17 protein-coding genes are annotated in these 25422 nt (G+C 64.8%); 5 read left to right on the top strand and 12 right to left on the bottom strand.

The features are described from left to right. Positions 1–130: 130 nt before the first annotated feature. Genes kdpE through kdpF form a run of 6 tightly spaced genes read right to left on the bottom strand, consistent with a single transcriptional unit; the run spans position 131 to position 8194 of the window. On the bottom strand, positions 131–829 hold the full coding sequence (kdpE, locus tag NCG91_RS14945) for a two-component system response regulator KdpE (RefSeq protein ID WP_034746496.1): 699 nt from the start codon (positions 827–829) through the stop codon (positions 131–133). Continuing rightward, positions 826–3567 carry a DUF4118 domain-containing protein gene (locus tag NCG91_RS14940; RefSeq protein ID WP_251350248.1) on the bottom strand — a complete coding sequence of 914 codons (2742 nt, stop codon included), beginning with the start codon at positions 3565–3567 and terminating at the stop codon, positions 826–828. Before NCG91_RS14940 ends, kdpE begins: the two co-directional genes overlap by 4 nt. A gap of 58 nt (positions 3568–3625) precedes the next feature. Continuing rightward, positions 3626–4201 (bottom strand): potassium-transporting ATPase subunit KdpC, encoded by a 576-nt coding sequence (kdpC, locus tag NCG91_RS14935; protein WP_251350247.1) that lies wholly within the window; start codon positions 4199–4201, stop codon positions 3626–3628. 10 nt (positions 4202–4211) lie between these two features. Further along, a complete protein-coding gene (gene kdpB / locus NCG91_RS14930) occupies positions 4212–6290 on the bottom strand; it encodes a potassium-transporting ATPase subunit KdpB (protein WP_251350246.1) in 2079 nt (692 codons plus the stop codon). Between the two features lie 9 nt (positions 6291–6299). Continuing rightward, entirely contained in the window at positions 6300–8105 is a 1806-nt protein-coding gene (gene kdpA / locus NCG91_RS14925; protein WP_251350245.1) for a potassium-transporting ATPase subunit KdpA, read from the bottom strand. Then, positions 8105–8194 (bottom strand): K(+)-transporting ATPase subunit F, encoded by a 90-nt coding sequence (gene kdpF, locus NCG91_RS14920; RefSeq protein ID WP_034746483.1) that lies wholly within the window; start codon positions 8192–8194, stop codon positions 8105–8107. The genes kdpA and kdpF overlap by 1 nt, the downstream gene beginning before the upstream one ends. Positions 8195–8657: 463 nt before the next feature. Here kdpF and NCG91_RS14915 point away from each other — a divergent pair, with 463 nt between their 5' ends. From NCG91_RS14915 to NCG91_RS14895, 5 genes are all read left to right on the top strand, one after another. Further along, on the top strand, positions 8658–10655 hold the full coding sequence (locus NCG91_RS14915) for a DNA topoisomerase IV subunit B (protein WP_077408539.1): 1998 nt from the start codon (positions 8658–8660) through the stop codon (positions 10653–10655). Further along, complete coding sequence (locus tag NCG91_RS14910) at positions 10655–12364, top strand: molecular chaperone HscC (RefSeq protein WP_285817139.1); 1710 nt, start codon at positions 10655–10657, stop codon at positions 12362–12364. Before NCG91_RS14915 ends, NCG91_RS14910 begins: the two co-directional genes overlap by 1 nt. Positions 12365–12376: 12 nt before the next feature. After that, on the top strand, positions 12377–14188 hold the full coding sequence (locus tag NCG91_RS14905) for a J domain-containing protein (RefSeq protein ID WP_251350244.1): 1812 nt from the start codon (positions 12377–12379) through the stop codon (positions 14186–14188). 48 nt (positions 14189–14236) lie between these two features. Further along, positions 14237–16591, top strand: coding sequence for a DNA topoisomerase IV subunit A (gene parC, locus NCG91_RS14900; protein ID WP_251350243.1), 2355 nt, complete (start codon positions 14237–14239; stop codon positions 16589–16591). Between the two features lie 200 nt (positions 16592–16791). Next, positions 16792–16980 carry a helix-turn-helix domain-containing protein gene (locus tag NCG91_RS14895; RefSeq protein ID WP_251350242.1) on the top strand — a complete coding sequence of 63 codons (189 nt, stop codon included), beginning with the start codon at positions 16792–16794 and terminating at the stop codon, positions 16978–16980. Here the strand turns inward: NCG91_RS14895 and NCG91_RS14890 are convergent. From NCG91_RS14890 to NCG91_RS14865, 6 genes are all read right to left on the bottom strand, one after another. Further along, a complete protein-coding gene (locus NCG91_RS14890; RefSeq protein WP_251350241.1) occupies positions 16977–17195 on the bottom strand; it encodes a hypothetical protein in 219 nt (72 codons plus the stop codon). The genes NCG91_RS14895 and NCG91_RS14890 overlap by 4 nt on opposite strands. Before the next feature lie 155 nt (positions 17196–17350). Next, positions 17351–19660 carry a DUF8189 domain-containing protein gene (locus tag NCG91_RS14885; protein WP_251350240.1) on the bottom strand — a complete coding sequence of 770 codons (2310 nt, stop codon included), beginning with the start codon at positions 19658–19660 and terminating at the stop codon, positions 17351–17353. 165 nt (positions 19661–19825) lie between these two features. Then, positions 19826–20302, bottom strand: a complete 477-nt coding sequence (locus NCG91_RS14880; RefSeq protein ID WP_099666487.1) for a hypothetical protein — start codon at positions 20300–20302, stop codon at positions 19826–19828. 215 nt (positions 20303–20517) lie between these two features. Then, entirely contained in the window at positions 20518–21735 is a 1218-nt protein-coding gene (locus NCG91_RS14875) for an acetate/propionate family kinase (RefSeq protein ID WP_251350239.1), read from the bottom strand. Further along, positions 21732–23147: a bifunctional enoyl-CoA hydratase/phosphate acetyltransferase gene (locus tag NCG91_RS14870; RefSeq protein ID WP_251350238.1), complete on the bottom strand. Its 1416-nt coding sequence runs from the start codon at positions 23145–23147 to the stop codon at positions 21732–21734. Before NCG91_RS14870 ends, NCG91_RS14875 begins: the two co-directional genes overlap by 4 nt. Positions 23148–23156: 9 nt before the next feature. After that, positions 23157–25421, bottom strand: a complete 2265-nt coding sequence (locus tag NCG91_RS14865) for a DUF3141 domain-containing protein (RefSeq protein WP_251350237.1) — start codon at positions 25419–25421, stop codon at positions 23157–23159. Position 25422 lies beyond the last annotated feature (1 nt).

Genomic DNA, 25422 nt, shown 5'->3' with positions numbered 1-25422 from the left:
GTTTTTTCTTCTTCATGGGTGGTATGGGCCTTTGCCAACATGGCGCAGCTGGCCCGCCGCTGCAAAAAAATGGGTAAAGCGTCCCCCTGGCGCGCGCGGCGCCTGTTTTCAAACAGGGAAATAACAGGTGTTAGAGCGGCAGCAGCAACCGGTAGCCGACGGCCGTTTCCGTCAGCAGGTACTGCGGCTGGGCCGGATCGGCTTCCAGCTTCTGGCGCAGATGGCCCATGTAGATGCGCAGATAGTGGCCGTTTTCGCTGTTCGACGGCCCCCATACTTCGCGCAACAGCTGCGGATTGGTGACCACCCTGCCGGCATTCTTAACGAGTACCGACAGCAGGCGGAATTCCGTCGGCGTCATGTGCACCAGCTGCTTGTTGCGTGTCACCAGACGATCCTTCAAATCGACGCGCACGTCGCCAAACTGCACCACGCCATCGTCGCTGGCGGCAGGCTGGCGCTGGCGGCGCAGGGTGGCGCGCACGCGGGCCAGCAGCTCGCCCACGCCAAACGGCTTGGTCAGATAGTCGTCGGCGCCCGCATCGAGCGCGCGAATCTTGTCCTGCTCGTCGACCCGCGCCGACAGCACGATGATGGGCACGGCCGACCATTTGCGGATGTCGGCGATGAAATCGATGCCGTCGCCATCGGGCAAACCGAGGTCCAGCACGATCAGGTCGGGCCGGCGCGTGCCCGCATCGATCAGGCCCCGCTGCATGGTGGCCGATTCGAAAATCTGCCAGCCCTCGTCCTCCAGCGCGGCGCGCACGAAGCGGCGGATTTGCGGTTCATCCTCGACCAGCAGGGCGGTGGCGGAAGGTTCGTTCATGTTGGTTTTCCTGTTTCATGGTCGTTGGCGTCATCGAGCTCGATCTCCGGCGGCGCCGGAGGCGTGCCCAGCGGCAGGCTGAACACAATGGCGGCGCCCCGTCCCGGAGCGTGCGGCTGCGCGTGGATGGTGCCGCCGTGGGCTTCGACGATGGCGCGGCAAATGGCCAGCCCCAGCCCGACGCCCGGCTTGTTCGATTCGCGTTCGCCGCGCGTAAATTTTTCAAAGATCGCTTCTTCGCGGCCGGGCGGCAAGCCCGGGCCATCATCGGCCACTGTCACCTGCAGGAACTGGCCGTGCACCCCGGCCGCGACCGTGATGGTGCTGCCGGGCGGCGTGTACTTGGCCGCGTTTTCCAGCAGGTTGCACAGCACGCGCTCGATCAGCACAGCGTCGTAGCGCACCAGCGGCAAGTCCGGCGCCAGCTGCGTCTGCACGGCATGTTGCTGCAATTGCGGACCGCTGGCGCGCAGCGCGCTGCCCACCACTTCTTCCAGCGCCTGCCATTGCAGGTTCAGGCGCACTTGCCCGCTTTCGATGCGCGCCATGTCCAGCAAGTTCGCCACCAGGGCGCTCATGCGCACGGTTTCGGATTGCAGCGAGCGCGCCATGTCCAGCTGCGCAGGCGACAAGGCTGGCCGGGACAAGGCCAGCGATTCGGCCAGGCCCACCAGCGACGTCAACGGCGTGCGCAAGTCGTGCGACAGGGCCGCCAGCAGCGAATTGCGCAGCCGCTCGGACTCCATCTGCAGCAGCGCGCCCTGGGCCACGTCGATGTAATGCACGCGTTCGAGGGCGATGGCCGCCAGCGCGGCAAAGGTGTCAAGGTGCTGGCGCTGTTCCGGCACCAGCAGCCAGCGCCCGCGGTGTGCGCCCTCGAGCGGCAGCAGTGCCAGCACGCCCCGTGTGCGCATCGGTGCGATCAGCGGCAGGTAGAAAATGGGCGACGCCGGCAAGGTATCCGTGCCTGTCCCCGCCGCCTGCGCATGGTCGAAGGCCCACTGCGCGATGCCGATATCGAGCGGCTCGCCGCCGTTCGGGGCTTGCAAGCTGACCTCGTCATCAGGTAAAAGCAAGGTGGCGCGCGCGCGGAAAGCCCGTTCGATGGCGCTTTTCGTGATGTCGAAAATCTGCTCCGTCTGCAGCACGCCGGACAGCTCGCGCGAGAATTCGTACAGGGCCCGGGCGCGCGCTTCGCGGTGCGAAGCCACGCGCGCCTGGAAGCGCAGGCCGGCCGTCAGGTGGCCCGTGATCAGGCCCACGGCCAGCATCACGCCAAAGGTGATCACATACTGGAAATCGCCCACGGCAAACGAAAAGCGCGGTGGCACGAAGATGAAATCGAAGCAAGCCACTCCCACCAGGCTGGCCAGCGCCGCCGGCCCGCGCCCCAGGCGCACGGCCACCAGCACCACCGTCAGCAAGGACAGCATGGCGATATTGGCCAGGTCAAGATAGGGCTGCAGGGGGACGGAGGCGAGAGCCGTGGCCAGGCTGGCGCCGGCCGCCAGGATGTAGCGCCAATGGCGCGAGGGCCGGCGCGGCGCCTCCGCATCGTCGCCGGCCGCGCGCCGGGGCGCCGCATCGGCAGGCGGCAAGCCCACCTCGATCAGATCGATATCGGGCGCCAGGCTGGCCATGCGCGCGGCTGGCGGCGTGTGCCACAGGCGCGCCAGCGCACCGGCGCGGCCACGGCCCACGATGACTTTCGAGATATTCGCGTTGCGCGCATACTCGACCACGGCGCCGGCGATATCGGCGGACGGCACAATGGCCGTGCGCGCGCCCAGGTCCTGCGCCAGTTTCAGGGTTTTCAGGATGCGCTCGCGCTGGACCGCCGGCAGGCGCTGCAAACGCGGTGTTTCCACGTACAGCGCATGCCATTCCGCATTCAGCTGGCTGGCCAGGCGCGCCGTGCTGCGGATCACGTGCTCGCCGCCCGCGTGCGGTCCCACGCAGGCGAGCAGCGCGGCGCCCGTCTTCCACACGGGATTGATCGATTTCTCGACGCGGTAAGCCTGCACGTCGTCCTGTACCCGGTCCGCCGTGCGGCGCAAGGCCAGTTCGCGCAGGGCGATCAGGTTACCCTTGCGGAAAAAATGCTGCGATGCCCGCTCGGCTTGCAGCGGCTGATACACCTTGCCCTGCTTCAGGCGGCGCAGCAGTTCATCGGCGGGGATATCGACCAGCACCACTTCATCGGCGCGGTCGAACACCGTGTCGGGCAGGGTCTCCGCCACGCGCACGCCCGTGATCCCGCCCACCACGTCGTTCAGGCTTTCCAGGTGCTGCACATTCACGGTGGAGAGCACGTCGATGCCGGCCGCCAGCAATTCCTCGACATCCTGCCAGCGCTTCGGATGGCGCGAACCGGCCACGTTCGAGTGGGCCAGTTCATCCATCAGTATCAGTGCCGGCGCGCGGCGCAGAGCCTCGTCCAGGTCGAACTCGAACAGGGTCTTGCCCCGGTATTCGATGGCCTTCAGGGGCAGCACGGGCAAGCCGTCAAGCTGGGCCGCCGTATCCTGGCGCCCATGCGTCTCCACCACGCCCACCAGCAAGTCCTGGCCATCGGCCAGCAATTTGCGGGCGGCGGCCAGCATCGCATAGGTCTTGCCGACGCCGGCCGAGGCGCCAAAGTAAATGCGCAGCCGGCCGCGCGCGGCTTTCTTTTCCTGCGCCTGCACTTGCGCCAGCAGGGCGTCTGGGTCGGGGCGTTGGCTGTCGTTGGGGAGCATGGGCATCTTTTAATGTCAAAACCAGGGGCAAAACCGGCGGCTCTGCCCCTGCATCATCTTACTTCGCGGCCGCATCCAGCGCCAGATTCAGTTCCAGCACATTGACCCGCGGTTCGCCGAAAAAGCCGATATACGCGGTTTTCTGCACCTTGGCGATGGCGTTTTCCACCTGCGCCAGCGGCAACGCGCGCACGCGGGCCACGCGCGGCGCCTGGTACAAGGCGCCCGCCAGGCTGATTTCCGGATCCAGGCCGCTGCTCGACGCCGTCACCAGGTCGACAGGGATCGGGGTGCGATTGCCCGGATCGGCTGCCTGCAGGGCAGCGATGCGCGCCTTGACGGCGTCCACCAGGGCCGGGTTGCTCGGACCCTGGTTCGAGCCGCCCGAACCGGCGCCGTTATTCGCCATCGGCGCGGTGGCCGATGGCCGGCCCCAGAAGTACTTGGGCGAGGTGAAGGACTGGCCGATCAGGCTCGATCCGACAGGTTTTCCACCACGCTCGACGATGCTGCCGTTGACTTCATCGTTGAAGGCCAGCTGCCCGATACCGGCCGTGGCAAACGGATAGACGACGCCGCAGATCACGGTCAGCGCGGCAAACAGGACCAGGGCGGGACGTACGATAGTGCTCATGATGGTTCCTTTAGACTAAATTGAGTGCGGACAGCAGCATGTCGATCAGCTTGATGCCAATAAAGGGCAGGACGATGCCGCCCAGACCGTAGATCAGCAGGTTGCGGCGCAACAGGCTGGCCGCACCGATAGCCCGGTACTGCACGCCTTTCAGCGCCAATGGGATCAGCACGACGATGATCAAGGCATTGAAGATCACGGCCGACATGATGGCTGACGCAGGGCTGGCCAGGTGCATGATGTCGAGCGCCTTCAACTGCGGATAGGTGCCCACGAAGGCGGCCGGGATGATGGCGAAGTACTTGGCGATGTCGTTCGAGATCGAGAACGTCGTCAGCGAACCGCGCGTCATCAGCATCTGCTTGCCGATTTCAACGATTTCCAGCAGCTTGGTCGGGTTCGAGTCCAGGTCGACCATATTGCCCGCCTCCTTTGCCGCCTGCGTGCCCGAGTTCATGGCCACGGCCACGTCGGCCTGCGCCAGCGCCGGAGCGTCGTTGGTGCCGTCGCCCGTCATCGCCACCAGGCGGCCTTCGGACTGGTAGCTGCGGATGAGTTTCAGCTTGTCTTCCGGCGTCGCTTCGGCGAGGAAATCGTCCACGCCCGCCTCGGCGGCGATGGCAGCTGCCGTCAGCTTGTTGTCACCCGTGATCATGACGGTCTTGATGCCCATGCGGCGCAGTTCCGCGAAGCGCTCCTTGATGCCGCCCTTGACAATATCCTTCAATTCCACGGCGCCCATGACGCGGCCATCGTCGACCACCACCAGCGGCGTGCTGCCGCGGCGCGCGATATCGTCGACGGCGCGCCCCACCTCCGCCGGATACGGCTGGCCCAGCGCTTCCACATATTTTTTCATGGAATCGGCCGCGCCCTTGCGCAGCTGGCGTACCTGCTGTTCGCCCGGAATATCCACGCCGCTCATGCGCGTCTGCGCCGTGAAGGGCACGAAGGTGGCGTGCAGGCTGGCCATCTCGCGTTCGCGGATATTGAACTTCTGCTTGGCCAGCACGACGATGCTGCGCCCTTCCGGCGTTTCATCGGCCAGGGAGGCCAATTGCGCCGCATCGGCCAGCTGCTGCTCCGTTACGCCGGGTGCCGGTACAAAACTCGATGCCTGGCGATTGCCCAAGGTGATGGTGCCCGTTTTATCCAGCAGCAGCACGTCCACGTCGCCGGCCGCTTCCACGGCGCGGCCCGACGTGGCGATCACATTGGCTTGCATCATGCGGCTCATGCCGGCCACGCCGATGGCGGACAACAGGCCGCCGATGGTGGTCGGGATCAGGCACACCAGCAACGCGATCAGCACGGTGATGGTCACCGGCGTGCCACTGCCGGCCGCCGCCACGGAAAACAGCGAATACGGCAGCAAGGTCACGGTGACGATCAGGAACACGATGGACAGGGCGACGAGCAGGATCGTCAGGGCGATTTCATTCGGCGTCTTCTGGCGCTTGGCGCCTTCGACCATGGCGATCATGCGGTCGATGAAGGCTTCGCCCGGATTGACGGAAACGCGCACCAGCAGCCAGTCCGACAGCACGCGGGTGCCCCCCGTCACGGCGGAAAAGTCGCCGCCCGACTCGCGGATGACGGGCGCCGATTCGCCCGTGATGGCGCTTTCGTCGACGGAGGCCACGCCAGCCGTCACTTCGCCGTCGGCGGGAATCACGTCGCCCGCCTCGACCAGCACCGTCATGCCCTTGCGCAGGTCGGTGGCCGGAGTGGGCAGCCAGGAAGTGCCGTACTTCGGCGTTTGCATTTTCTTTGCCATCACCGTTTGCTTGAGGGCGCGCAGGGACGCCGCCTGCGCCTTGCTGCGGCCTTCGGCCAGCGCCTCGGCGAAGTTCGCGAACAGCACGGTAAACCACAGCCACACGGCGACGGCGACGATGAAGCCGAATGGCGCTTCACCCTGGCCATTCAGGGCCTGGATGGCCAGCAGGGTCGTGATGATGCTGCCCACGTAGACGACGAACATCACGGGGCTGCGCCACTGCGTGCGGGGGTCGAGTTTTTTGAACGCATCGACGACGGCGGGGCCGATCAGTGCGGAATCGAACAAGGTCAGGCTTGTGCGTGACATGGTAGCCTCTTATTTGATGAAAAGTTGCAGGTGTTCGACGATCGGGCCCAGGGCCAGCGCGGGAACGTAATTCAAAACGCCGACGAGCACGACAACGCCGATCAGCAAGCCGATGAACATGGGGCCGTGCGTGGGCATGGTGCCGGCATTGGCCGACAGGCGCTGCTTGGCCGCCAGCGAACCGGCCACCGCCAGCACGGGCACGATCACGCCGAAGCGGCCGAACCACATGGCGATCGCCAGCATCACGTTGTAGAACGGCGTGTTCGCGGACAGGCCGGCAAACGCGCTGCCGTTGTTGTTGGCCGCCGACGTGAAGGCGTAGAGGATTTCCGAGAAGCCGTGCGCGCCCGGATTGGCCACGCCCACCGTACCCGGTTCGACCATCACGGCGATCGCCGTGCCCGTCAATACGAGGGCTGGCGTAATCAGGATGGCCAGCGACACCATCTTCATTTCATAGGCCTGGATTTTCTTGCCCAGATATTCGGGCGTGCGGCCTATCATCAGGCCGGCGATGAAGACGGCCAGGATGGCGAACATCAGCATGCCGTACAGGCCCGTGCCCACGCCGCCGAAGATCACTTCGCCGAACTGCATCAGCAGCAGCGGCACCATACCGCCCAGGGGCATGTAGGAATCGTGCATGGAGTTGACGGCGCCGCACGATGCGGCCGTCGTCACCGCCGCGAACAGGGTCGATGAGCTGATGCCGAAGCGCGTTTCCTTGCCTTCCATATTGCCGCCCGATTGCAGGCTGCTGGCCTGCTGGTCCAGGCCCAGGCCTTGCAAGGCGGGATTGGCTTGCTGCTCGGCGCTCATCACACCGGCCGTCATGACGACAAAGATCAAGGTCATGGCGGCCAGCACGGCCCAGCCCTGGCGCAGGTCGCCCACCATGCGGCCAAAGGTGAAGCACAGGCCGGCGGGGATGATGAAGATGGCCAGCATCTGCAGGAAGTTCGACAGCACGGTGGGGTTTTCATACGGGTGCGAGGAATTGGCATTGAAGAAGCCGCCGCCATTCGTGCCCAGCAGCTTGATCGATTCCTGCGACGCGACGGGCCCCATGGCGATCGTCTGCGTGGTCGCCACCTGCGCTTCCATCACGGGCTTGCCGGCGGCATCCAGCACGGGCTGGCCGTCGGCCGTCATTTTCGGCGTTTCATACGCCACGTGGTCGAGCAGGGTCACTTCCTTGTAGGCGGAGAAATTCTGGATCATGCCTTCGCCCATGAAGACGACGGACAGGGCCAGGGACAGCGGCAGCAGGATGTACAGGGTCGAGCGCACCAGGTCGACCCAGAAATTGCCGATCGATTTACCCGAGCGCGAGGCGAAGCCGCGCACCAGCGCAAAGATCACGGCGATGCCGGTGGCCGCCGAAAAGAAGTTCTGGCATGCCATGCCCAGCATCTGCGTCAGGTAGCTCATGGTCTGTTCGCCGCCGTAGCCCTGCCAGTTGGTATTGGCGACGAAGCTGACGGTGGTATTGAACGAGGAATCGGGGCTGACGGCGCCGAGACCCTGGGGATTCAAGGGCAAGAAGCCCTGCAGGCGCTGCAGGCCGTACACGAAGACGGCGCCCACGGTATTGAAGACGATCAGGGCGATGGCATAGCTTTTCCAGCCCATGGCCTTGTCGGCGGGCAGGCCGGACCAGCGGTACAGCAGGTTTTCCAGCTTTTGCAGCCAGCCCAGGCCGCGCACGGGGCCATCGCCGGCCACCCTGGCCATATACAGGCCCAGCGGATAGCCGGCGGCCAGCAGCACGGCCAGGAAAGCCACCAATAACAATATCGATTGCGTCGTCATCACAGTTCCTCCGCCTTCAGCAGCGCGACCAGCAGGTACACGAGCAGGCCAGCCGACACGACGGCGCCCAGCACATAAAACGCGTTCATTTGACGCTCCCTAATTTGTCGCAGGCGACGGCAAAGCCGGCCGCCACGACGAAAAACACGGCAATCAAGCCGAGATACACGAGATCCATTCCCACCCTCATTCAGGTTTGTTTTGATAGTGAGCAGATTAGCCAAAAGGGTCTAAAAAATTCGTAAAGACTGGGGAGGCAGCTGTAAACAAGATGTAAAAACGGGCGCTTTACCGCATAAAATCCTTCACAATGGGCGCCAAACCACGCGCGCGGCGCACTGTTGTTGCCTTGGAGTAGCGCTATTGCTCGCGGGACAAGATAGAATGCGCGAGCGTCCGCACAAGGACGCCAAGCCTGCCGCACTGCCCTCCCCCAGTGACGCTGGACGGGATATACTGTATATTCATACAGTTATCGCCGCCGCTGTCACTGTGCCCCGCAGTGCCCTGGCCTGGCGTTCCAACCACTGTCTTTACTTAGCTTGAACACGTATGGCCACTAAAAAACCAGCATCCGACTACAGCGAATCATCCATCCGTGTCCTGAAAGGACTGGAACCCGTCAAGCAGCGCCCGGGGATGTACACCCGCACTGAAAATCCGCTGCACATCATTCAGGAAGTGATCGACAATGCCTCCGACGAGGCGCTGGGCGGTCACTGCACGCATATCGCCGTGACGCAAAACACGGATGGCAGCATCACCGTCGAAGACAATGGCCGCGGCATTCCCGTCGGCCTGCACCCGGAAGAAGGCGTGCCGACGGTGGAAATCGTGTTTACGCGGCTGCACGCGGGCGGCAAGTTCGACAAGGGTTCGGGCGGCGCCTATGCGTTCTCGGGCGGCTTGCATGGCGTCGGCGTGTCCGTCACCAATGCGCTGTCGACGCGCCTGGAAATCACCGTCTGGCGCAAGGAAAGCGACGGTAACGGCTTGCACCATATGGTGTTTGCCAACGGCGACGTGATCGAGCCCCTGAGCTCCCGCCCCGCCCCGCGCGACGGCAAGAAGTCAGGCACGCGCGTCACCGCCTGGCCCGATGCCAAATACTTTGATTCGCCGAACATCTCGCAAACCGAGCTGCAACGCCTGCTGCGCTCGAAAGCCGTGCTGCTGCCGGGCGTCACCGTCACCCTCACCAACGCGAAAACGGGCGATACGCAAACCTGGCAGTACGCGGAAGGCTTGCGCGGCTACCTGACCGAAACGCTGGCGCAGGTATCGAATGGCGAAACCCTGATTCCCCTGTTCGAAGGCGCGCAGTATGCGGGCCCGGACTCGGAAGGCTTTGCCGAAGGCGAAGGCGCGGCCTGGGTCGTGGCGTGGACGGAAGAAGGCGCCATCGTGCGCGAATCGTACGTCAACCTGATTCCCACCTCGAATGGCGGCACGCACGAATCGGGCTTGCGCGACGGCCTGTTCGGCGCCGTGAAAAACTTCGTCGAAATGCACTCGCTGCTACCGAAAGGCGTCAAATTGCTGCCGGAAGACGTGTTCGCGCGCGCCTCGTTCGTGCTGTCGGCGAAGGTGCTGGACCCGCAATTCCAGGGCCAGATCAAGGAACGCCTGAACTCGCGCGACGCCGTGCGCCTCGTCTCGACCTTCACCAAGCCGCCGCTGGAACTGTGGCTGAACCAGCACGTCGACTACGGCAAGAAGCTGGCCGAGCTGGTGATCAAGCAGGCGCAATCGCGCCAGCGCTCGCTGCAAAAAGTGGAAAAGAAAAAATCCTCGGGCGTCGCCGTCCTGCCGGGCAAGCTGACCGACTGCGAATCGTCGGACATCACGCGCAATGAACTGTTCCTCGTCGAGGGCGACTCGGCGGGCGGTTCGGCCAAGATGGGCCGCGACAAGGAATTCCAGGCAATTCTTCCCCTGCGCGGCAAGGTCTTGAATTCGTGGGAAACGGACCGCGACCGCCTGTTCGCGAATAACGAGATCCACGACATCGCGGTCGCCATCGGCGTCGATCCGCACAGCGTGGGCGACTCGCCCGACCTGTCCGGCCTTCGCTACGGCAAGATCTGCATCCTGTCCGATGCGGACGTGGACGGCTCGCACATCCAGGTACTGCTGCTGACGCTTTTCTTCAAGCACTTCCCGGCCCTGATCAACAAAGGTCACATCTGCATCGCCCGCCCGCCGTTGTATCGCGTGGATGCGCCCGCGCGCGGCAAGAAGCCGATGCAGAAGATCTATGCGCTCGACGACGGCGAACTGCTCGCCATCGAGGACAAGCTGCGCAAGGAAGGCGTGAAACAGGGCGCCTGGTCGATCTCGCGCTTCAAGGGCCTGGGCGAGATGAACGCTGAGCAGCTGTGGGAAACGACGATGAACCCGGACACGCGCCGTCTGCTGCCCGTCACGCTCGGTGAAGTCGACCACATGGCCTCGGCCTCCCGCTTCAATATGTTGATGGGCAAAGGCGAAGCTGCAGGACGCCGCGCCTGGATCGAAGAACACGGCAATGAAGCGGAGGCGGATATCTGATGATCATCGGCATCGACCTGGGCACCACCAACAGCCTGGTCGCCATCTGGCGCGACGGCAAGGCTTCCATCATCCCGAATGCGCTCGGTGAACACCTGACGCCGTCGTGCGTGAGCATCGATGACGACGGCACCGTGCTGGTGGGCCGCGCCGCGCGCGAGCGCCTGCAGACGCACCCGCAGCTGACGGCAGCCGTCTTCAAGCGCTACATGGGCAGCGAAAAGAAGATCACCCTCGGCACGCAGCAATTCCGTCCGGAAGAACTATCGTCGATGGTGCTGCGCGCGCTGAAGGAAGATGCCGAAGCCTTTTTGGGGCACAAGGTCGAGGAAGCCATCATTACGGTTCCCGCGTATTTCAGCGATGCGCAGCGCAAGGCCACGCGTATCGCCGGACAACTGGCGGGCTTGCGCGTGGAACGCCTGCTCAACGAGCCGACGGCCGCCGCGCTGGCCTACGGCATCCGCGACAAGGAACAGGAAAGCAAATTCCTCGTCTTCGACCTGGGCGGCGGCACGTTTGACGTGTCGATCCTGGAGCTGTTCGAAGGCGTGATGGAAGTGCGCGCCTCGGCCGGCGACAATTTTCTGGGCGGCGAAGACTTCGTCACCGTGCTGGTCGACGCCTTTTTGGAAGGCAGCGGCTTGCGCGACGCCGCCGGCAGCCGCCTGTTCGACCCGCGCCAGCAGCAGCTGCTGCGCGATGAAGCCGAGCGCGTCAAGCGCCTGCTGTCGGAACAGCCGTCCGTGCGCATGGCCACGCACTACCAGGACAAGGAATACAGCTGGGAGATCAACGAAGACAAGCTGGCGCAGCTGTGCGAACCGCTGCTGGCCCGCCTGCGTCTGCCCGTGGAGCGGGCGCTGCGCGACGCCACCATCCGCGCCGCGGAATTGAATGAAGTGGTGCTGGCCGGCGGCGCCACACGCATGCCGCTGGTGCGTAAACTCGTCTCGCGCATGTTCGGCCGCTTCCCCGCCATCCACCTGGACCCGGACGAAGCCGTGGCACTGGGAGCCGCCGTGCAGGCGGGCCTCAAGATGCGCGACTCCGCCCTCGACGAAGTGGTCATGACGGACGTGGCACCGTATTCGCTGGGCATTTCGATTTCGCGCCAGGTCGGCGCGAACCAGTATGAAGGCGGGCATTACCTGCCCATCATCGAGCGCAATTCCGTGGTGCCTGTCTCGCGCACGGAAAACATCACCACCATCTACGACAACCAGAAGGAAATCAACGTGGCGATCTTCCAGGGCGAGTCGCGCCTGGTGGCCGACAACGTCTTCCTCGGCAAGATCAACTTCCCGATTCCCGCAAAAAAGGCGGGCGAGATCGGCATCGACGTGCGCTTCACCTACGACGTCAGCGGCGTGCTGGAAGCGGAAGTGACGGTGCTGGCCACGCAGGAAAAGCACAAGATGCTCATCAGCGACAATGCGGGCGTGATGACGCCGGAACAGATCGAGCAGCGCTTTGCGGAACTGGCCGACCTGAAGATCCACCCGCGCGAGCAGCTGGAAAACCGCACCCTGGTCACGCGCGCCGACCGATTGTACGAACAGTCGCTGGGCGACGTGCGCCAGTACCTGGCGGCGCACACGGCCAATTTCCAGGCGGCGCTGGAAACGCAGGACCCGAGCACCATCCGCAAGGCGCGCCAGGCGCTCGACGATGTGTTGCGCCAGGTCGAGAGCGAGAGCTTCCTGTAAATGGACGGCGGCATGCACAACGGGCAGCGCAGCCTGTGGGAGATCCTGGACACGGAGCCGACGGGCGACGAGCGCGCCCTCAAGCGCGCGTACGCGAAGCGCCTGAAGGTGACGCGTCCCGAAGACGATCCGGCCGCCTTCCAGGAACTGCGCGAAGCGTATGAATACGCGCTGCGCCATGCGCACCTGTTTGCCGAGGAATTTCCGGAAGCGCAAATGGCCGGGAGCGAGACCGACGCGGCGGAAGTGCCGGAAGCGCCGCCCATGGAACCTGCCGACCTGTGGGGCGTCATCGACGAGGCGGCGCAGGAAGCGCCTGCGGAACTGTGGGGCATCATTGCCCAGGAACAGACTCCTCCCCCGGAACAATGGGGCGTGGTCGCCATCGACCCGGCGCAGGAAGCGGCCAACCTGTGGCAAGGTTGCCTGGAGCTGACGCGGCATGCGGATGCCGGCGACGTGCTGGCCCGCATGCTGCAGGACGACGCCATGCTGAACCTCGACGTGCGCGAGGAATTTGACCTGTGCGCGCTGCGCTATTGCGCCAGCGCCGGCTATGACCTGGCGCTGCGCCAGGCCCTGTTCGAGCAGCTGGGCTGGGACCGCGACTTTTCCTACCTGGTGCGCAGCCATGCGGACCTGGTGCGCGGCGCCGTGCAGCGTTACCGGGCAGACCGCTCGTTCGCCCATTTCAGCGACAACCGCGACAGCTACCCCGGCCTGGACTGCATCATGTCGCAGCAGCCGCCAAGCGCCTACGCGCGCCAGCTGTTCGACCAAAAATTCACGCTGCAGCTGCGCGAGCTGCTGCATGCGATACGCTGGCAGCACGGCGAGATGCTTGCCTGCAAGCTCGATACAGACCTGTTCGAGCAGTGGGAACAGGCCGTCCATGCCAAACGCTACTTCAAGCAGACGGCACTGGCCTCGGGCGGCCTGGGTTTCGTGCTGCACTTCATGCTCGCGGGTGTGCTCGATGCGGCCGGCTTCAAGCTCGGCGACACGGCTGCCTATGCCAGCCTGCTGGGCTTCCAGGCGCTCGCCTTTTCCCTGCTGGCCATGCATGCCTTGCGCTGGCCGGCGCCCCTGTTCGCGCGCCTGGAAGCGCTGCAGGAAACGTTGCAGGAACGCCTGCCCGTGCTGTGGCAGCGGCCCGGCTTGCGGCAACTGGGCTGGATCGTTCCCTATCTGCTGCTGGCGCTAATGCTGTTCCTGCCCGAACGCAGCGAGACCATGCGCCTCGTTACTGCGGCCGGCCTGTGCGCGTCGGCCCTGCTCGCGTATGCGATGAACCGCCAGCTATTGCATGGCATGCTGCTGTTCCTGTGTCTGGGCCTGTCGCTATTCGCGGCCATGTTCATGAGCGGCAGGGGCCAGTCGGCGCTGGCCGTCGGCGAGGCCATGCCATTGATGTTTTGCCTGGCGGCGCTGGCCCTGCGCAGCGCCACCGGCCTGTATGGCGATTGCCGCTTCCCCGAGGCGCTCTTGCCGCGCCTGCGCGCGGCATGGCTGATCGGCTGCGCGGGCTTGCTGCTGCAACTGTATTTGCAACTGCTGCCGGCCGCCTTCGTCGGCGCCGCGCTGTATGTCTGGTCGTGTGCCGGCTTGCTGTTTTCCCCCAGCGATTTCAAATGGAAGACGATCTGGCCGGTGGTACTGGTGCCGTCCATCGCCACTTTCGTGCTGGCCAGCCAAGCCCCGGCCATCCGCGCCATGCCGATGATGCATAACGGCGTCGAACTGGCCCTGGCCGTGCTCTATTTGACCTTGCGCTACATGTATCTGACGTACGGCAAGTCCTTTTCCAAATCCGGGCTGTCATAATCAGCTCCACGAATTCAACCGCAACCACTTAACACCGAAACAAGCGCCATGTCCACACAAACCAATTTATTTGACGATGCCCAGCCTGAGCCGATCGAGCCGGATGAACCGGTATTCGACGGCGAAGCGCTGACCCTCTCCACTTTCGCCGAGCGCGCCTATCTCGATTACGCCATCTCCGTCGTCAAGGGCCGCGCCCTGCCCGACGTGTGCGACGGCCAGAAACCCGTGCAGCGCCGCATCCTGTATGCGATGAATGAGCTGGGCTTGAACTCCACCGCGAAGCCGCGCAAATCGGCGGCCGTGGTCGGCGACGTGCTGGGTAAATTGCATCCGCACGGCGACCAGTCCGTGTACGACGCGCTGGTGCGCATGGCTCAGGATTTCTCGCTGCGCTACCCGCTGATCGATGGCCAGGGCAACTTCGGCTCGCGCGACGGCGACGGCGCCGCGGCCATGCGTTACACGGAAGCGCGCCTGACGCCCATCGCCAAGCTGCTGATGGATGAAATCGGCATGGGCACGGTGGACTTCCAGCCCAACTACGACGGTTCGACGGAAGAACCGAAGCTGCTGCCGGCGCGCCTGCCGATGGTGCTGCTCAATGGCGCTTCCGGCATCGCCGTGGGCCTGGCGACGGAAATCCCGTCGCACAACCTGGCGGAAGTGGCGAAAGCGGCTGTCGCCATGATCCGCGATCCGAAAATCACGCACGCCGAACTGATGGCCATCATTCCCGGCCCGGACTTCCCCGGCGGCGGCCAGATCATCACGCCGCCATCGCAAATTCAAGACATGTACGCGAGCGGCCGTGGCAGCATGAAGGTGCGCGCGCGCTGGAAGATCGAAGAACTGGCGCGCGGCCAGTGGCAAGCCGTCGTGACGGAACTGCCGCCCGGTACCTCGTCGCAAAAGGTGCTGGAAGAAATCGAGGAATTGACGAATCCGAAGATCAAGCTGGGCAAGAAGGCGCTGTCGCCGGACCAGGTGGCCCTGAAGGCGCTGATCCTCAATTCGCTCGACACCATCCGCGACGAATCGGGCCGCGCCGCGCCCGTGCGCCTGGTGTTCGAACCGAAGTCGAAGAACCAGGACCAGACGGAATTCATGCTGATGCTGCTGGCGCACACCTCGCTGGAATCGTCGACCTCGATCAACCTGGTGATGATCGGCGGCGATGGCCGTCCGCGCCAGAAAGGGCTGGGCGACATCCTGCGCGAGTGGATCGATTTCCGCTTCGAGACCGTCACGCGCCGCACCGGCTACAAACTGGGCAAGGTCAAGGACCGCATCCATATCCTGGAAGGACGCGAAGCGATCCTGCTCAATATCGACAAGGTGATCCAGATCATCCGCAATTCGGATGAACCGAAGGCGGCCCTGATCGAGGCATTCAAGCTGTCCGAACGCCAGGCCGACGACATCCTGGAAATCCGCTTGCGCCAGCTGGCGCGCCTGGAAACGATCAAGATCCAGCAGGAACTGGCCGAGCTGCGCAAGGAAGAAAAGTCGCTGCAAGACCTGCTCGACAACCCGGGCTCAATGAAGCGCGCCATCATCCGCGAAATCGAGGCGGACGCCAAGCAGTTCGGCGATGCGCGCCGCACCCTGATCGAGGAAGCGCAAAAAGCCGTGGCCGAACAGAAGGTGGTCGATGAACCGGTCACCGTCATCATCTCGGAAAAAGGCTGGGTGCGCGCGCGCACCGGCATCGGCCACGACGCGGCGCAGTTCACGTTCAAGGCGGGCGACAGCCTGCATGGCGCCTTCGAATGCCGCACGGTCGACACGCTGCTGGGCTTTGGCAACAATGGCAAGATCTACTCGGTTCCCGTCTCGGCGCTACCCAACGCGCGCGGCGATGGCGTACCGATCACGACCTTGTGCGATCTGAGCGGCGGCACGCCCGGCAACGCCGTGCGCATCCTCCATTATTTCGCGGGCAATGGCGCCACCAGCTTGCTGCTGGCGACGAGCGCCGGCTACGGCTTCATCGCCAAGGCAGGCGACATGACGAGCCGCCTGAAAGGCGGCAAGGCCTTCATCACCCTGGACGACGGTGACGTGCCTCTGGCGCCCAAAGTCATTCCCGAGGCGGCCAGCGCCCTGGCTTGCCTGACGGAAGGCGCGCGCCTGCTGGTGTTCGGCCTCGATGAAATGAAAACCCTGTCCAAAGGCGGCACGGGCGTCAAGCTGATCGACCTCGATGCCAAGGACAAGCTGCTGGCCGTGCAGCCGATCACCCAGCGCGGCGTGGTAGTCTCGGGTATCGGCCGGGCATCGAAACCGCAGGATGCGTCGCTGGGCGCCACGGCCCTGGCCGAACACTTCGGCAAGCGCGCGAAGAAGGGCAAGGCGCTGGCGGCCAAGCTGAAACCGGTATCCATGGCGGCCATCGGCTGACCGCCATCAAGTTATATGAAAAGACAGGTTCGCCTGTCTTTTTTTTCGCCTATCGCCCCGTAGCGGCCGCAGAGAAAATAGTTGTACAGATAATTTTACAGATACGTCCCGCGCTCCCGTTATCCCTGCAGGCATGCCACCGGCATGCTGCCCACGGAGAGGAGAACAGCGATGACAAACAACGTTTCAGGCAAGCGGCCATGCAGCGCCTGACCCCGGCCGAACGGCTGGTGGCGGCGATGGCAGCCGAAGGCTTGCCGTATAAAAGCATCGCCAGGGAACTGGGCAAGTCGCCGGCCACCGTACGCAACCAGTTGCATGCGATTTACCAGAAGCTGGGCGTGGGCAACCGCACGGCGCTCGCGTGCAAGCTGCGCGGCACGCCTTAACGCCGCGACAGGCGCAGCACGTCGGGCGTCGCTTCAACGATGTCGATCACCTCCTGCGCCCCGCTGGCATCGCCCAGCGCGTAACGCCCCATGCCCATGGGCCGCAACCGGGTCACGGGGCCGGCGCGGAGCCGGTCATCGGGGCCGGGCGCCATGGACGTCAATGTCATCTCCCCTTGCGCCTCGGCGCCGGCGGACGCCCTAAACTCGAGCACCTTGCGCCCCCTGCGGCTGGGCGGAAAGGCGAACGTGGCCGTGGGCCGGTACACCTCGACGCCGTCTGCATCCTCCTCGAAGGAATGCGTCCAGCTACCGCTCGGCAAAGCCATTGTCATGCCGTGCATGCCGCCTCCCGTTTCACAGATTGTCATCAGAAACACGATACCACGCCGCCCAGATTTTCATAGCCGCTCACGGAGGGCGACCAGGCCGACCCGTTCCACGCCTTGTGGAACAGGGCGCCATTCGTGCCCGTGACAAACACGTCGAGGCGGTTCGGCGCCCAGGCCGTGGCGCGCGGACGCGAGGTGCAGATACCGCCCAGGTTTTCAAATCCCGTCAGCGACGGACTCCAGGCGCTGCCGTTCCACGCCTTGTGGTACAGGGCACTATCCGTGCCGATGACGAACAAGTCGAGCCGGTTGCCCCCCCAAGACACGGCTTCCACTTCGCCCACGCAGATGCCGCCCAGGCGTTCGAAGCCGTCGTTGGACGGCCCCCATTTCGCGCCATCCCACCACTTGTGGTATAGCGCGCCATCGGTGCCCGTGACGAAGACGTCGAGGCGGTTCGGCCCCCACGCCACCGCCTTCGGCGACGAGGTGCAGATGCCGCCCAGGCGTTCATAGCCCGTCAGCGACGGCCCCCAGGCCGTGCCGTTCCACCACTTGTGGTACAGGGCCCGGTCCGTGCCGATGACGAAGACATCAAGACGGTTCGGCCCCCACGCCACGGCTTCCGGCTGGCCCAGGCAGATGCCGCCCATGGCTTCGTAACCCGTCAGCGACGGCCCCCAGGCGGCGCCATTCCACCACTTGTGATATAGGCCCCGGTCCGTCCCGACGACAAACACGTCGAGGCGGTTCGGCCCCCAGGCCACGGCGCGCGGGTCGCCCACGCACAAGCCGCCCATGGCTTCATAGCCGGTCAGGGACGGTCCCCACGCCGTGCCGTTCCACCATTTGTGGAACAAGCCGCTGTCGGTGCCCGTGACGAACACGTCGAGCCGGTTCGGCGCCCACGACACCACCTGCGGCGCACTGGTACAGATGCCGCCCTGCCCTTCATAGCCGGTGACGGACGGCGCCCAGGCCGAGCCATTCCAGGCCTTGTGGTACAGCGCGCGGTCGGTGCCCAGCACGAAGACGTCGAGGCGGTTCGCCCCCCAAGCCACGACGGGAGAAGAGCTCTGGCGCGGCGTGGCGCCTGCCCCCGTGCCCCCCGTGCCGATACTGGCACGCGGCCCATCGAGGCAGGCCTGCATGCGCGCCACCTGGCCCGCCGTGAACATGAACATGGCGGGATCGTCGACATAATCCATGTAGTTCATGAACATGTCGCCATTCGGCCCGTTACTGCAGGAAACGTGGGGGAACGAAGGCTGGCCCGTGTTCGGCCCGCCCTGGTTCGGCGTATCGGCCACGTTGTCCGTGCCCGAGCACCCGGTGCCGTCGTCGCCCCAGATATGGTTCAGGTTCAGCCAGTGGCCGATTTCATGCGTGGCCGTGCGCCCCAGGTGGAACGGCGGTGCGGCCGTGCCGGTCGTGCCGAAGGCCGATTGCAGGATCACCACGCCGTCGGTGGCGGCCGGGCCGCCGGGGAACTGGGCGTAGCCCAGCAAGCCGCCACCGAGCTGGCACACCCAGATATTCAGGTAGCTGTCGGCCGGCCAGGCATCCATGCCGCCCGTCGCCTGCGACTTGACGGCATCGTCCGCGCCAAACGAGGCGACCGTCGTCTGGCGCCGCTCGATGCCGCTGGTGGCCGCGCCATGCGGATCGGTCGAGGCCAGCGCAAACTCGACGCGCGCATCGGCCGTCAGCGGCAAAAATGGCGCCGGCGTGCCGTTCACATCCGGGTTGACGCGCCGAAAGTCGCGATTGAGGACATCGATCTGGCTGGCGATCTGCGCATCCGAAATATTCTGCGCAGCCGTATTCCACACCACGTGCACCACCACAGGTATCTGCGTCACACCGGAACGTCCGGCAATGCTGCTGTCGCCCTCGTATAGTCCCGCCAGGTTTTCTATATCGGCGCGCACGTTCGCATAGGATGGATCTTCGGTCAGCAGGCGGCGATGCACGTCCATCGTGGCGCAGGTGCGCACCTGCGGCGTGCCGCCGCCCTGCCCCCCATCGCCGCCGTTGCCACCGCCACCATCGCCGCCCATGCCGCCGCCACCGATCTGCATGCAGCTGGTGCCCGCCATGCCTTGCGGCGCCTGCTGCATGCCGCCGCCCGGCATGGCGCCGGCATCCACGGCGGTCGCCCCCTGGGCGAGCGCCGTCTGGTCGGCATACGACACGCCCAGGCGCGGCCCCGGCATAGCGTCGCCGCCCGTCGCATCAGCATCGGCCTGCATGTCGCCCTCGACCGGCATCGCCTGCATGGAAGACATGGCGGACATGCCTTCAGCCGAACCGGTGGCCGGTGTTTTTTTCGTTTTAGCGGTGCTCATGATGTCTCCCTTCGTCTGTTTGCCAGATCACTATGGCACGGCGAAAAGAGGAGCATTTGCGGCAGATCAAGACTGGCAAGCGACGCCAGGGAAAAGTGGCGGACGAAAAAAAAGACAGCCGAAGCTGTCTTTGGGGTTTGCGGGCCGTGGCCCGCAAACGGGGAATTACTTGGCGGCGGCTGCCTTGACTTCAGCGTCGGCCTTGGCCTTGGCTTCTTCCGTCTTGGTGGCGGCCAGGGCCTTGTCGGCGTTCGCTTCCACTTTTTCCTTGGCGACCTTGGCGTTCGCTTTCACGGCCGTCTTGGTGGCTTTCGCATCGGCCTTGGCATCGGTTTTATCCGCCTTGGCTTCCGCTTTCAGCTTGTCTTCCGCATCAGCATTGACGACTTTGTCGTGTGCCTTGGCCTTGGTTTTGTTGGCCTTGTGGTGGGCGTCGGCTTTCTTGTCATCGGCCTTCATTTCCGCCTTGGCGACATTCGCGTCAGCCTTGGCATCGACTTTGGCTTCCGAAGCAACAGCCTTGTTGACGTCTTTTTGCGCGGAAGCCTGGGCTTTCACAACGGCTTCCGTGGCCGGTGCGGTTTGCGCGAAGGCGGCGGTGGCAAACAGGGTAGCGATCAGTGCGGCGAGTAATTTGTTCATGATGTGACCTTTCAATATGGTTTAATTTTATTCTTACTAAAGGCGGGCAAAATGTTCAAAATTTGCCAGGCATCGCGCTGTTTCTTGATGTAGCGCAATGGCATGACTTCATAGTAAAGATAACTGGCAAACCACACAGTGCGTTAGCGCACTCAACGGAAAATATGTGCATTTCGGCAAACTTCCCATCGAGCGCGGCCGTACACTGCAGGACCTCACACGCTGACGGCCAGGGCCGCGTGGCGCGCCGCCACCCACTCCTCATTGGCCGGCTCCACGCCCACCACGATGCGGCTGGCATCGCTGGAAATGCGGCTGGCGTTGCGCGCATTGGCCTGCGCGTCGAGCACGGGACCAATAAAACCCAGTTCGGCGCAGATGCGCTGGCGCAGCTCGGCGCTGTGCTCGCCGATACCGGCCGTAAACACCAGCATGTCCAGCCCGCCCAGCACGGCCGTCAGGGCACCGATCTCGCGCACGATGCGGCGGATATATAAAGCCAGCGCGGCGCGGATGCGCTCGCCCGTGGCATCCTGGCGCTCCTGCTGCGCCAGCAAGACCGGTGGATCGGCCGACACGCCCGACACGCCCAGCAAGCCCGACTCGTGGTACAGCACGTGCGCCACCTTTTCCAGCGACAGCTTTTCGATCTCCATCAAGTAGATGACGGCGCCCGGATCGAGCGAGCCGCAGCGCGTGCCCATCATCAAGCCGTCGAGCGCGGAAAAGCCCATGGTGGTGGCCACGCTGTGCAGATTATCCATGGCGCACAGGCTGGCGCCGCTGCCCAGGTGGGCCACGATGACCTTGCCGCGCGCGGCAGCACCGAAGCGCTGCTCCAGCACCAGCGACTGGTATTCGTACGACAGGCCGTGGAAGCCGTAGCGGCGCAAGCCCCGCTCCCACGCATCGTACGGCAGTGCCAGCATCTGCTCGACCTGCGGCACCGTGTGGTGGAAGGCCGTGTCGAAGCACGCCACCTGGGCGATGTCGGGCCGCGATTCCAGCAGCACCTCGATTGCCTCCAGCGCGAACGGCTGGTGCAGGGGCGCGAGCGGGACGAAACTTTTCAGGCCGGCCAATACGGTGAAATCGATGCGCACGGGGGCGAAATACTTGCTGCCGCCATGCACCACGCGATGCGCCACGGCGCGCAGCGGACGCCCGGCCAGCTGCGCCACCACTTGCGCGCGGATGTATTCGAGGGCCGCGTGATGCGGCTGCTCCGGGTCCAGCTGCAAGGCGACTGCCGGCAGTCCGCCGGCACGGTAAGTGGCGTTTTCGCGGCCGATGCCTTCGACCTTGCCGCTCCATTGCGCCTGCTGCGGCAGTACGCCGCCCGCTTGCTCGAACAAGGCGAACTTGATGCTCGACGAGCCGCAATTGAGCACCAGGATCAGGGTGCCATCGGCATGGGTGATTGGCGCGTTCATGGCGGCGTGCTCCGGTAATGGTTGGCCAGCATCACGGCGATGGCGCATGAGGCGATGCGGCTGGCGCGCGAGTCGGCGCGGCTGGTCAGGATGACGGGGATTTTCGCGCCCAGCACGATGCCGGCGCTGTCCGCGTCGCCCATGTATTCGAGCTGCTTGGCCAGCATGTTGCCGCTTTCCAGATCGGGCACCAGCAAGATATCGGCGCGGCCCGCCACCTCGGAGACGATGCCCTTGACGGTGGCGGCGGCGATCGAGACGGCGTTATCGAAAGCCAGCGGGCCGTCGAGGATCGCCCCCGTGATTTGCCCGCGGTCGGCCATCTTGCACAGGGCGGCGGCATCGAGCGTGGCGGGCATGTCCGCGTTCACCGTTTCCACGGCGGCCAGGATGGCCACGCGCGGCCTGGCCACGCCGATCACGTGCGCCAGGTCGATGGCGTTGCGCACGATGTCGGCCTTCATGGCCAGGTTCGGCGCGATATTGATGGCCGCGTCCGTGATGATGAAGGGACGCGGATACGCGGGTGTCTGCATCAGGAAGCAGTGGCTGATGCGGCGCTTGGTGCGCAGGCCGGCGCTGGCCGACAGCACGGCCGACATCAGTTCATCCGTGTGCAGGCTGCCCTTCATCAAGGCTTCCACTTCGCCCTTGCCCGCCAGTTCGGCGCCGCGCGCAGCTGCCGCATGGCTATGCTCGACGTCCTCGATGGCGATGCCCGCCAGGCTCAGGCCAGCTTCCAGCGCCACCGCCTCCAGGCGCGCGCGCGGCGCCACCAGCACGGGCGTGATCAGGCCGGCCGCATGCGCGTCGAGCGCGCCGGATAGGCTCAGTTCATCGCAAGGATGGATCACGGCCACCTTGATGGGGCCCAGGGTGCGCGCATGTTCCAGCAGGCGCCGCGTGCCGTCGCCGTTATGCAGACGCACTTCGGGCAGGGTGGCGCGCTGGCGTTCGATCTGTTCGGCGGGCGCAATCACCTGCGCCTCGCCGTCGAGCACCACGGCACCATGCTGGTTGACGCAGCGGCACGCCAGGGTCACGTGGCGGCTGCGCGGCTCAAGGGCCGTGACGGTGACGCTGATGGCCAGCGTATCGCCCACGCGCACGGGCTGCAAAAAGCGCAGGGTCTGGCCCGTGTAGACGGTGCCGGCGCCGGGCAGGCGCGTGCCCAGCACGGCGGAAATGAGGGCCGCGCCCCACATGCCGTGGGCGATCACGCCCTGGTAGCGGCTGGCGGCGGCAAATTCGGCATCGAGGTGCTGCGGGTTGTCATCGCCCGACATCACCGCGAACAGGGCGATATCGTCCATGCTCAGGGTGCGCGTGATGCTGGCGCTGTCGCCGATGGCGATCTGGTCGAAGGTGCGGTTGCGTACGATATTCAAGTCATCGTCTTGGGTAGTAGTCATCGTGGTCTTCTATACAGGGGTAATGTGTTTGGCCGGCTTGGCTTTTGGCCCGGCAGGGGATGAGCGCGCGTCCGACGGCAACGCCTTCGCTTGCGCCTTGATCGCGCGCTCGAAGACGTCTTGCATCTGCTGCAGGCTCGCTTCCTCGTCCGGCGTCGGCGCTTCGGGCACTTGCAGCACTTGCTGCAGCCATTCGGACAGCGCGCCGATGTCGTCCGGGCTGGCGCGCGACAGCAGAATCGGCAAGGCGGCGATGGCGGCATCGAAATCATGCAGCATCAAGCGCGCCTGCTGGCGCACGATGCCGCGGAATTCCTCCATGTTGACATCCTGCCGGTACTGCGGCTTGATCAATTTCAGGGCCAGGTTGACCCTGCGCTCGTCGGCGATCATGCGGAAGCGGTAGATGTAGAACAGCGCGCGCACGGCCGCTTCCACCAGGCCGCCCCGCTGCATGTCCTCGTCCATCTTGCGCGTTTCGCAACGCACGTATTCGCAATGCTCGGGCGAGATACCGGGATGGGGGCGCGGCGGCGTAGTGTCGCCGATGGCTTGTCCCGTCAGCGCCTGCACCAGGGGCGAGCCGTACACCAGGTCGAAGGTGGTTTCCTGCACCGTATCGCGCCAGTCGCGCCAGCCGTTCAAGCCAGCCGTGATGGCGCCTGAAACTGCTTCCTGCATGGCCAGCAGCGGATTGTCGGGCGATACCGGCTGGCGGTGGGTACGCACTTTTTCCGCCTCCTTGGCCACCAGCCTGGCCAGCGGATTGTGGTCCGTCCAGCGTTCGTACGACACGCGCAGCGGATGCGCGAGCTGCAGGAAGCGAGCTGACTGCGGCGTGACCATGGCGCGTACCCACGGCTGCGCAAACGTGCGGTACAGGGCCAGGTTCACTTCGGACACGCGCGCGGCGGCGGCGAACTTGCGGTCGTTCTCCACGCTTGGCTGCACGATGGCGCGCACGTCCTCGATACCGCGGTGCTCGACCTGCAGCACATAGTCGCCGCTGGCCAGGTCGGCGTTCGGCGTGTCGGGCGTCTTGTCGACAATCCGCGCTTCGTAGATACCGGCCGGCAGCAGGTTGATCAGATCGATATTGCTGGCGAATTTCTGGTGTTCCTTGTGTCCCACCTTGGCCGAGACGAAGATGCCCAGGTGGCCGATGCTGTCATGCACGGCATACACGATGGTCTGGTCGTGCATCAGCACATCCTTGTCATCGCGGTACAGGTCCGTGATCCAGCCCAGCGCCTGCGGCGGCGGCGTGATGTTGTCGCCGTTCGAGCAAAACACGACGATGGGCGAACGGATATTGCGCAAGTCCAGGCGCACGCCATCGGAGGTGATCAGTTCCGCCGTGGCCAGGCGGTTGCCGATGAACAGATTGTCGACGATGTACTGCATCTCGACGTCGTTGAGGAACACGTGGCCGCCCCAGTACTTTTCAAATTCCAGGTAACGGGGCGCTTCCGTGTCGATGTTCGCATACAGGTTGTACTGCTTGCTCCACAGGGTGTTGGCCGGGTTGAGCTTCTCGAAATTCTGCACCAGGCTGGCGCCGTCGAAACGGCCGTTGCCCAGGTCGCCCGCCAGCGCCGTGGCCCAGCTGCCGCCCATCAGGCCGCCCGCGTAGCGCATCGGATTGCGGCCATGCCAGCCGGCCCAGTACGACACGGGTGCGCCAGCCACGATGATGGGACCGAACAATTCCGGGCGCATGGCCGCCGTCATGAGGATTTGCCAGCCCGCCTGGCAATTGCCGATGACGACGGGCTTGCCCTCGCTGAGCGGATGCAGGGCGATGACTGTTTCCAGGAAGGCCGCCTCGGCGTGCATCACGTCTTCCACCGTCTGTCCCGGCACGGGATCGGGCAGGAAGCCGATGAAGTAGCACGGGTGGCCGGCGCGCAAGGCCACGCCGATTTCGCTTTCGGCCTTGAAGCCGCCGATGCCGGGACCGTGTCCCGCGCGCGGGTCGACGACGACGAATGGCCGCTTCGATGGATCGGGTTCCGGCGCATCTGGCGTCAAGATGCGCGCCAGGCCGTAGTTGACGGGACGCGCCAGTTCCAGGCCCGACATCACCAGTTCGGCGGGAAAGTCCAACACGTTCGGCACTTCCTCGGCCATGTGCTCCTGGTACTGGTTGCCGCGCCGGCGCATCACGTCCGCGTACAGCACGATGCGCTGCCACGAGTCGCGCGCATAGTCGCCCAGCACGCCCAGCGACGGCAAGCCGCCGGTGGAGAAAAATGGTGCAGCTTCGATCTTCATG

The organism is Janthinobacterium kumbetense, from assembly GCF_023703445.1.
In the GTDB taxonomy this organism is placed as follows: domain Bacteria; phylum Pseudomonadota; class Gammaproteobacteria; order Burkholderiales; family Burkholderiaceae_D; genus Janthinobacterium; species Janthinobacterium kumbetense.
Note: the sequence above shows the minus strand (reverse complement) of the source record. Positions and strands in the feature narration are given on the sequence as shown.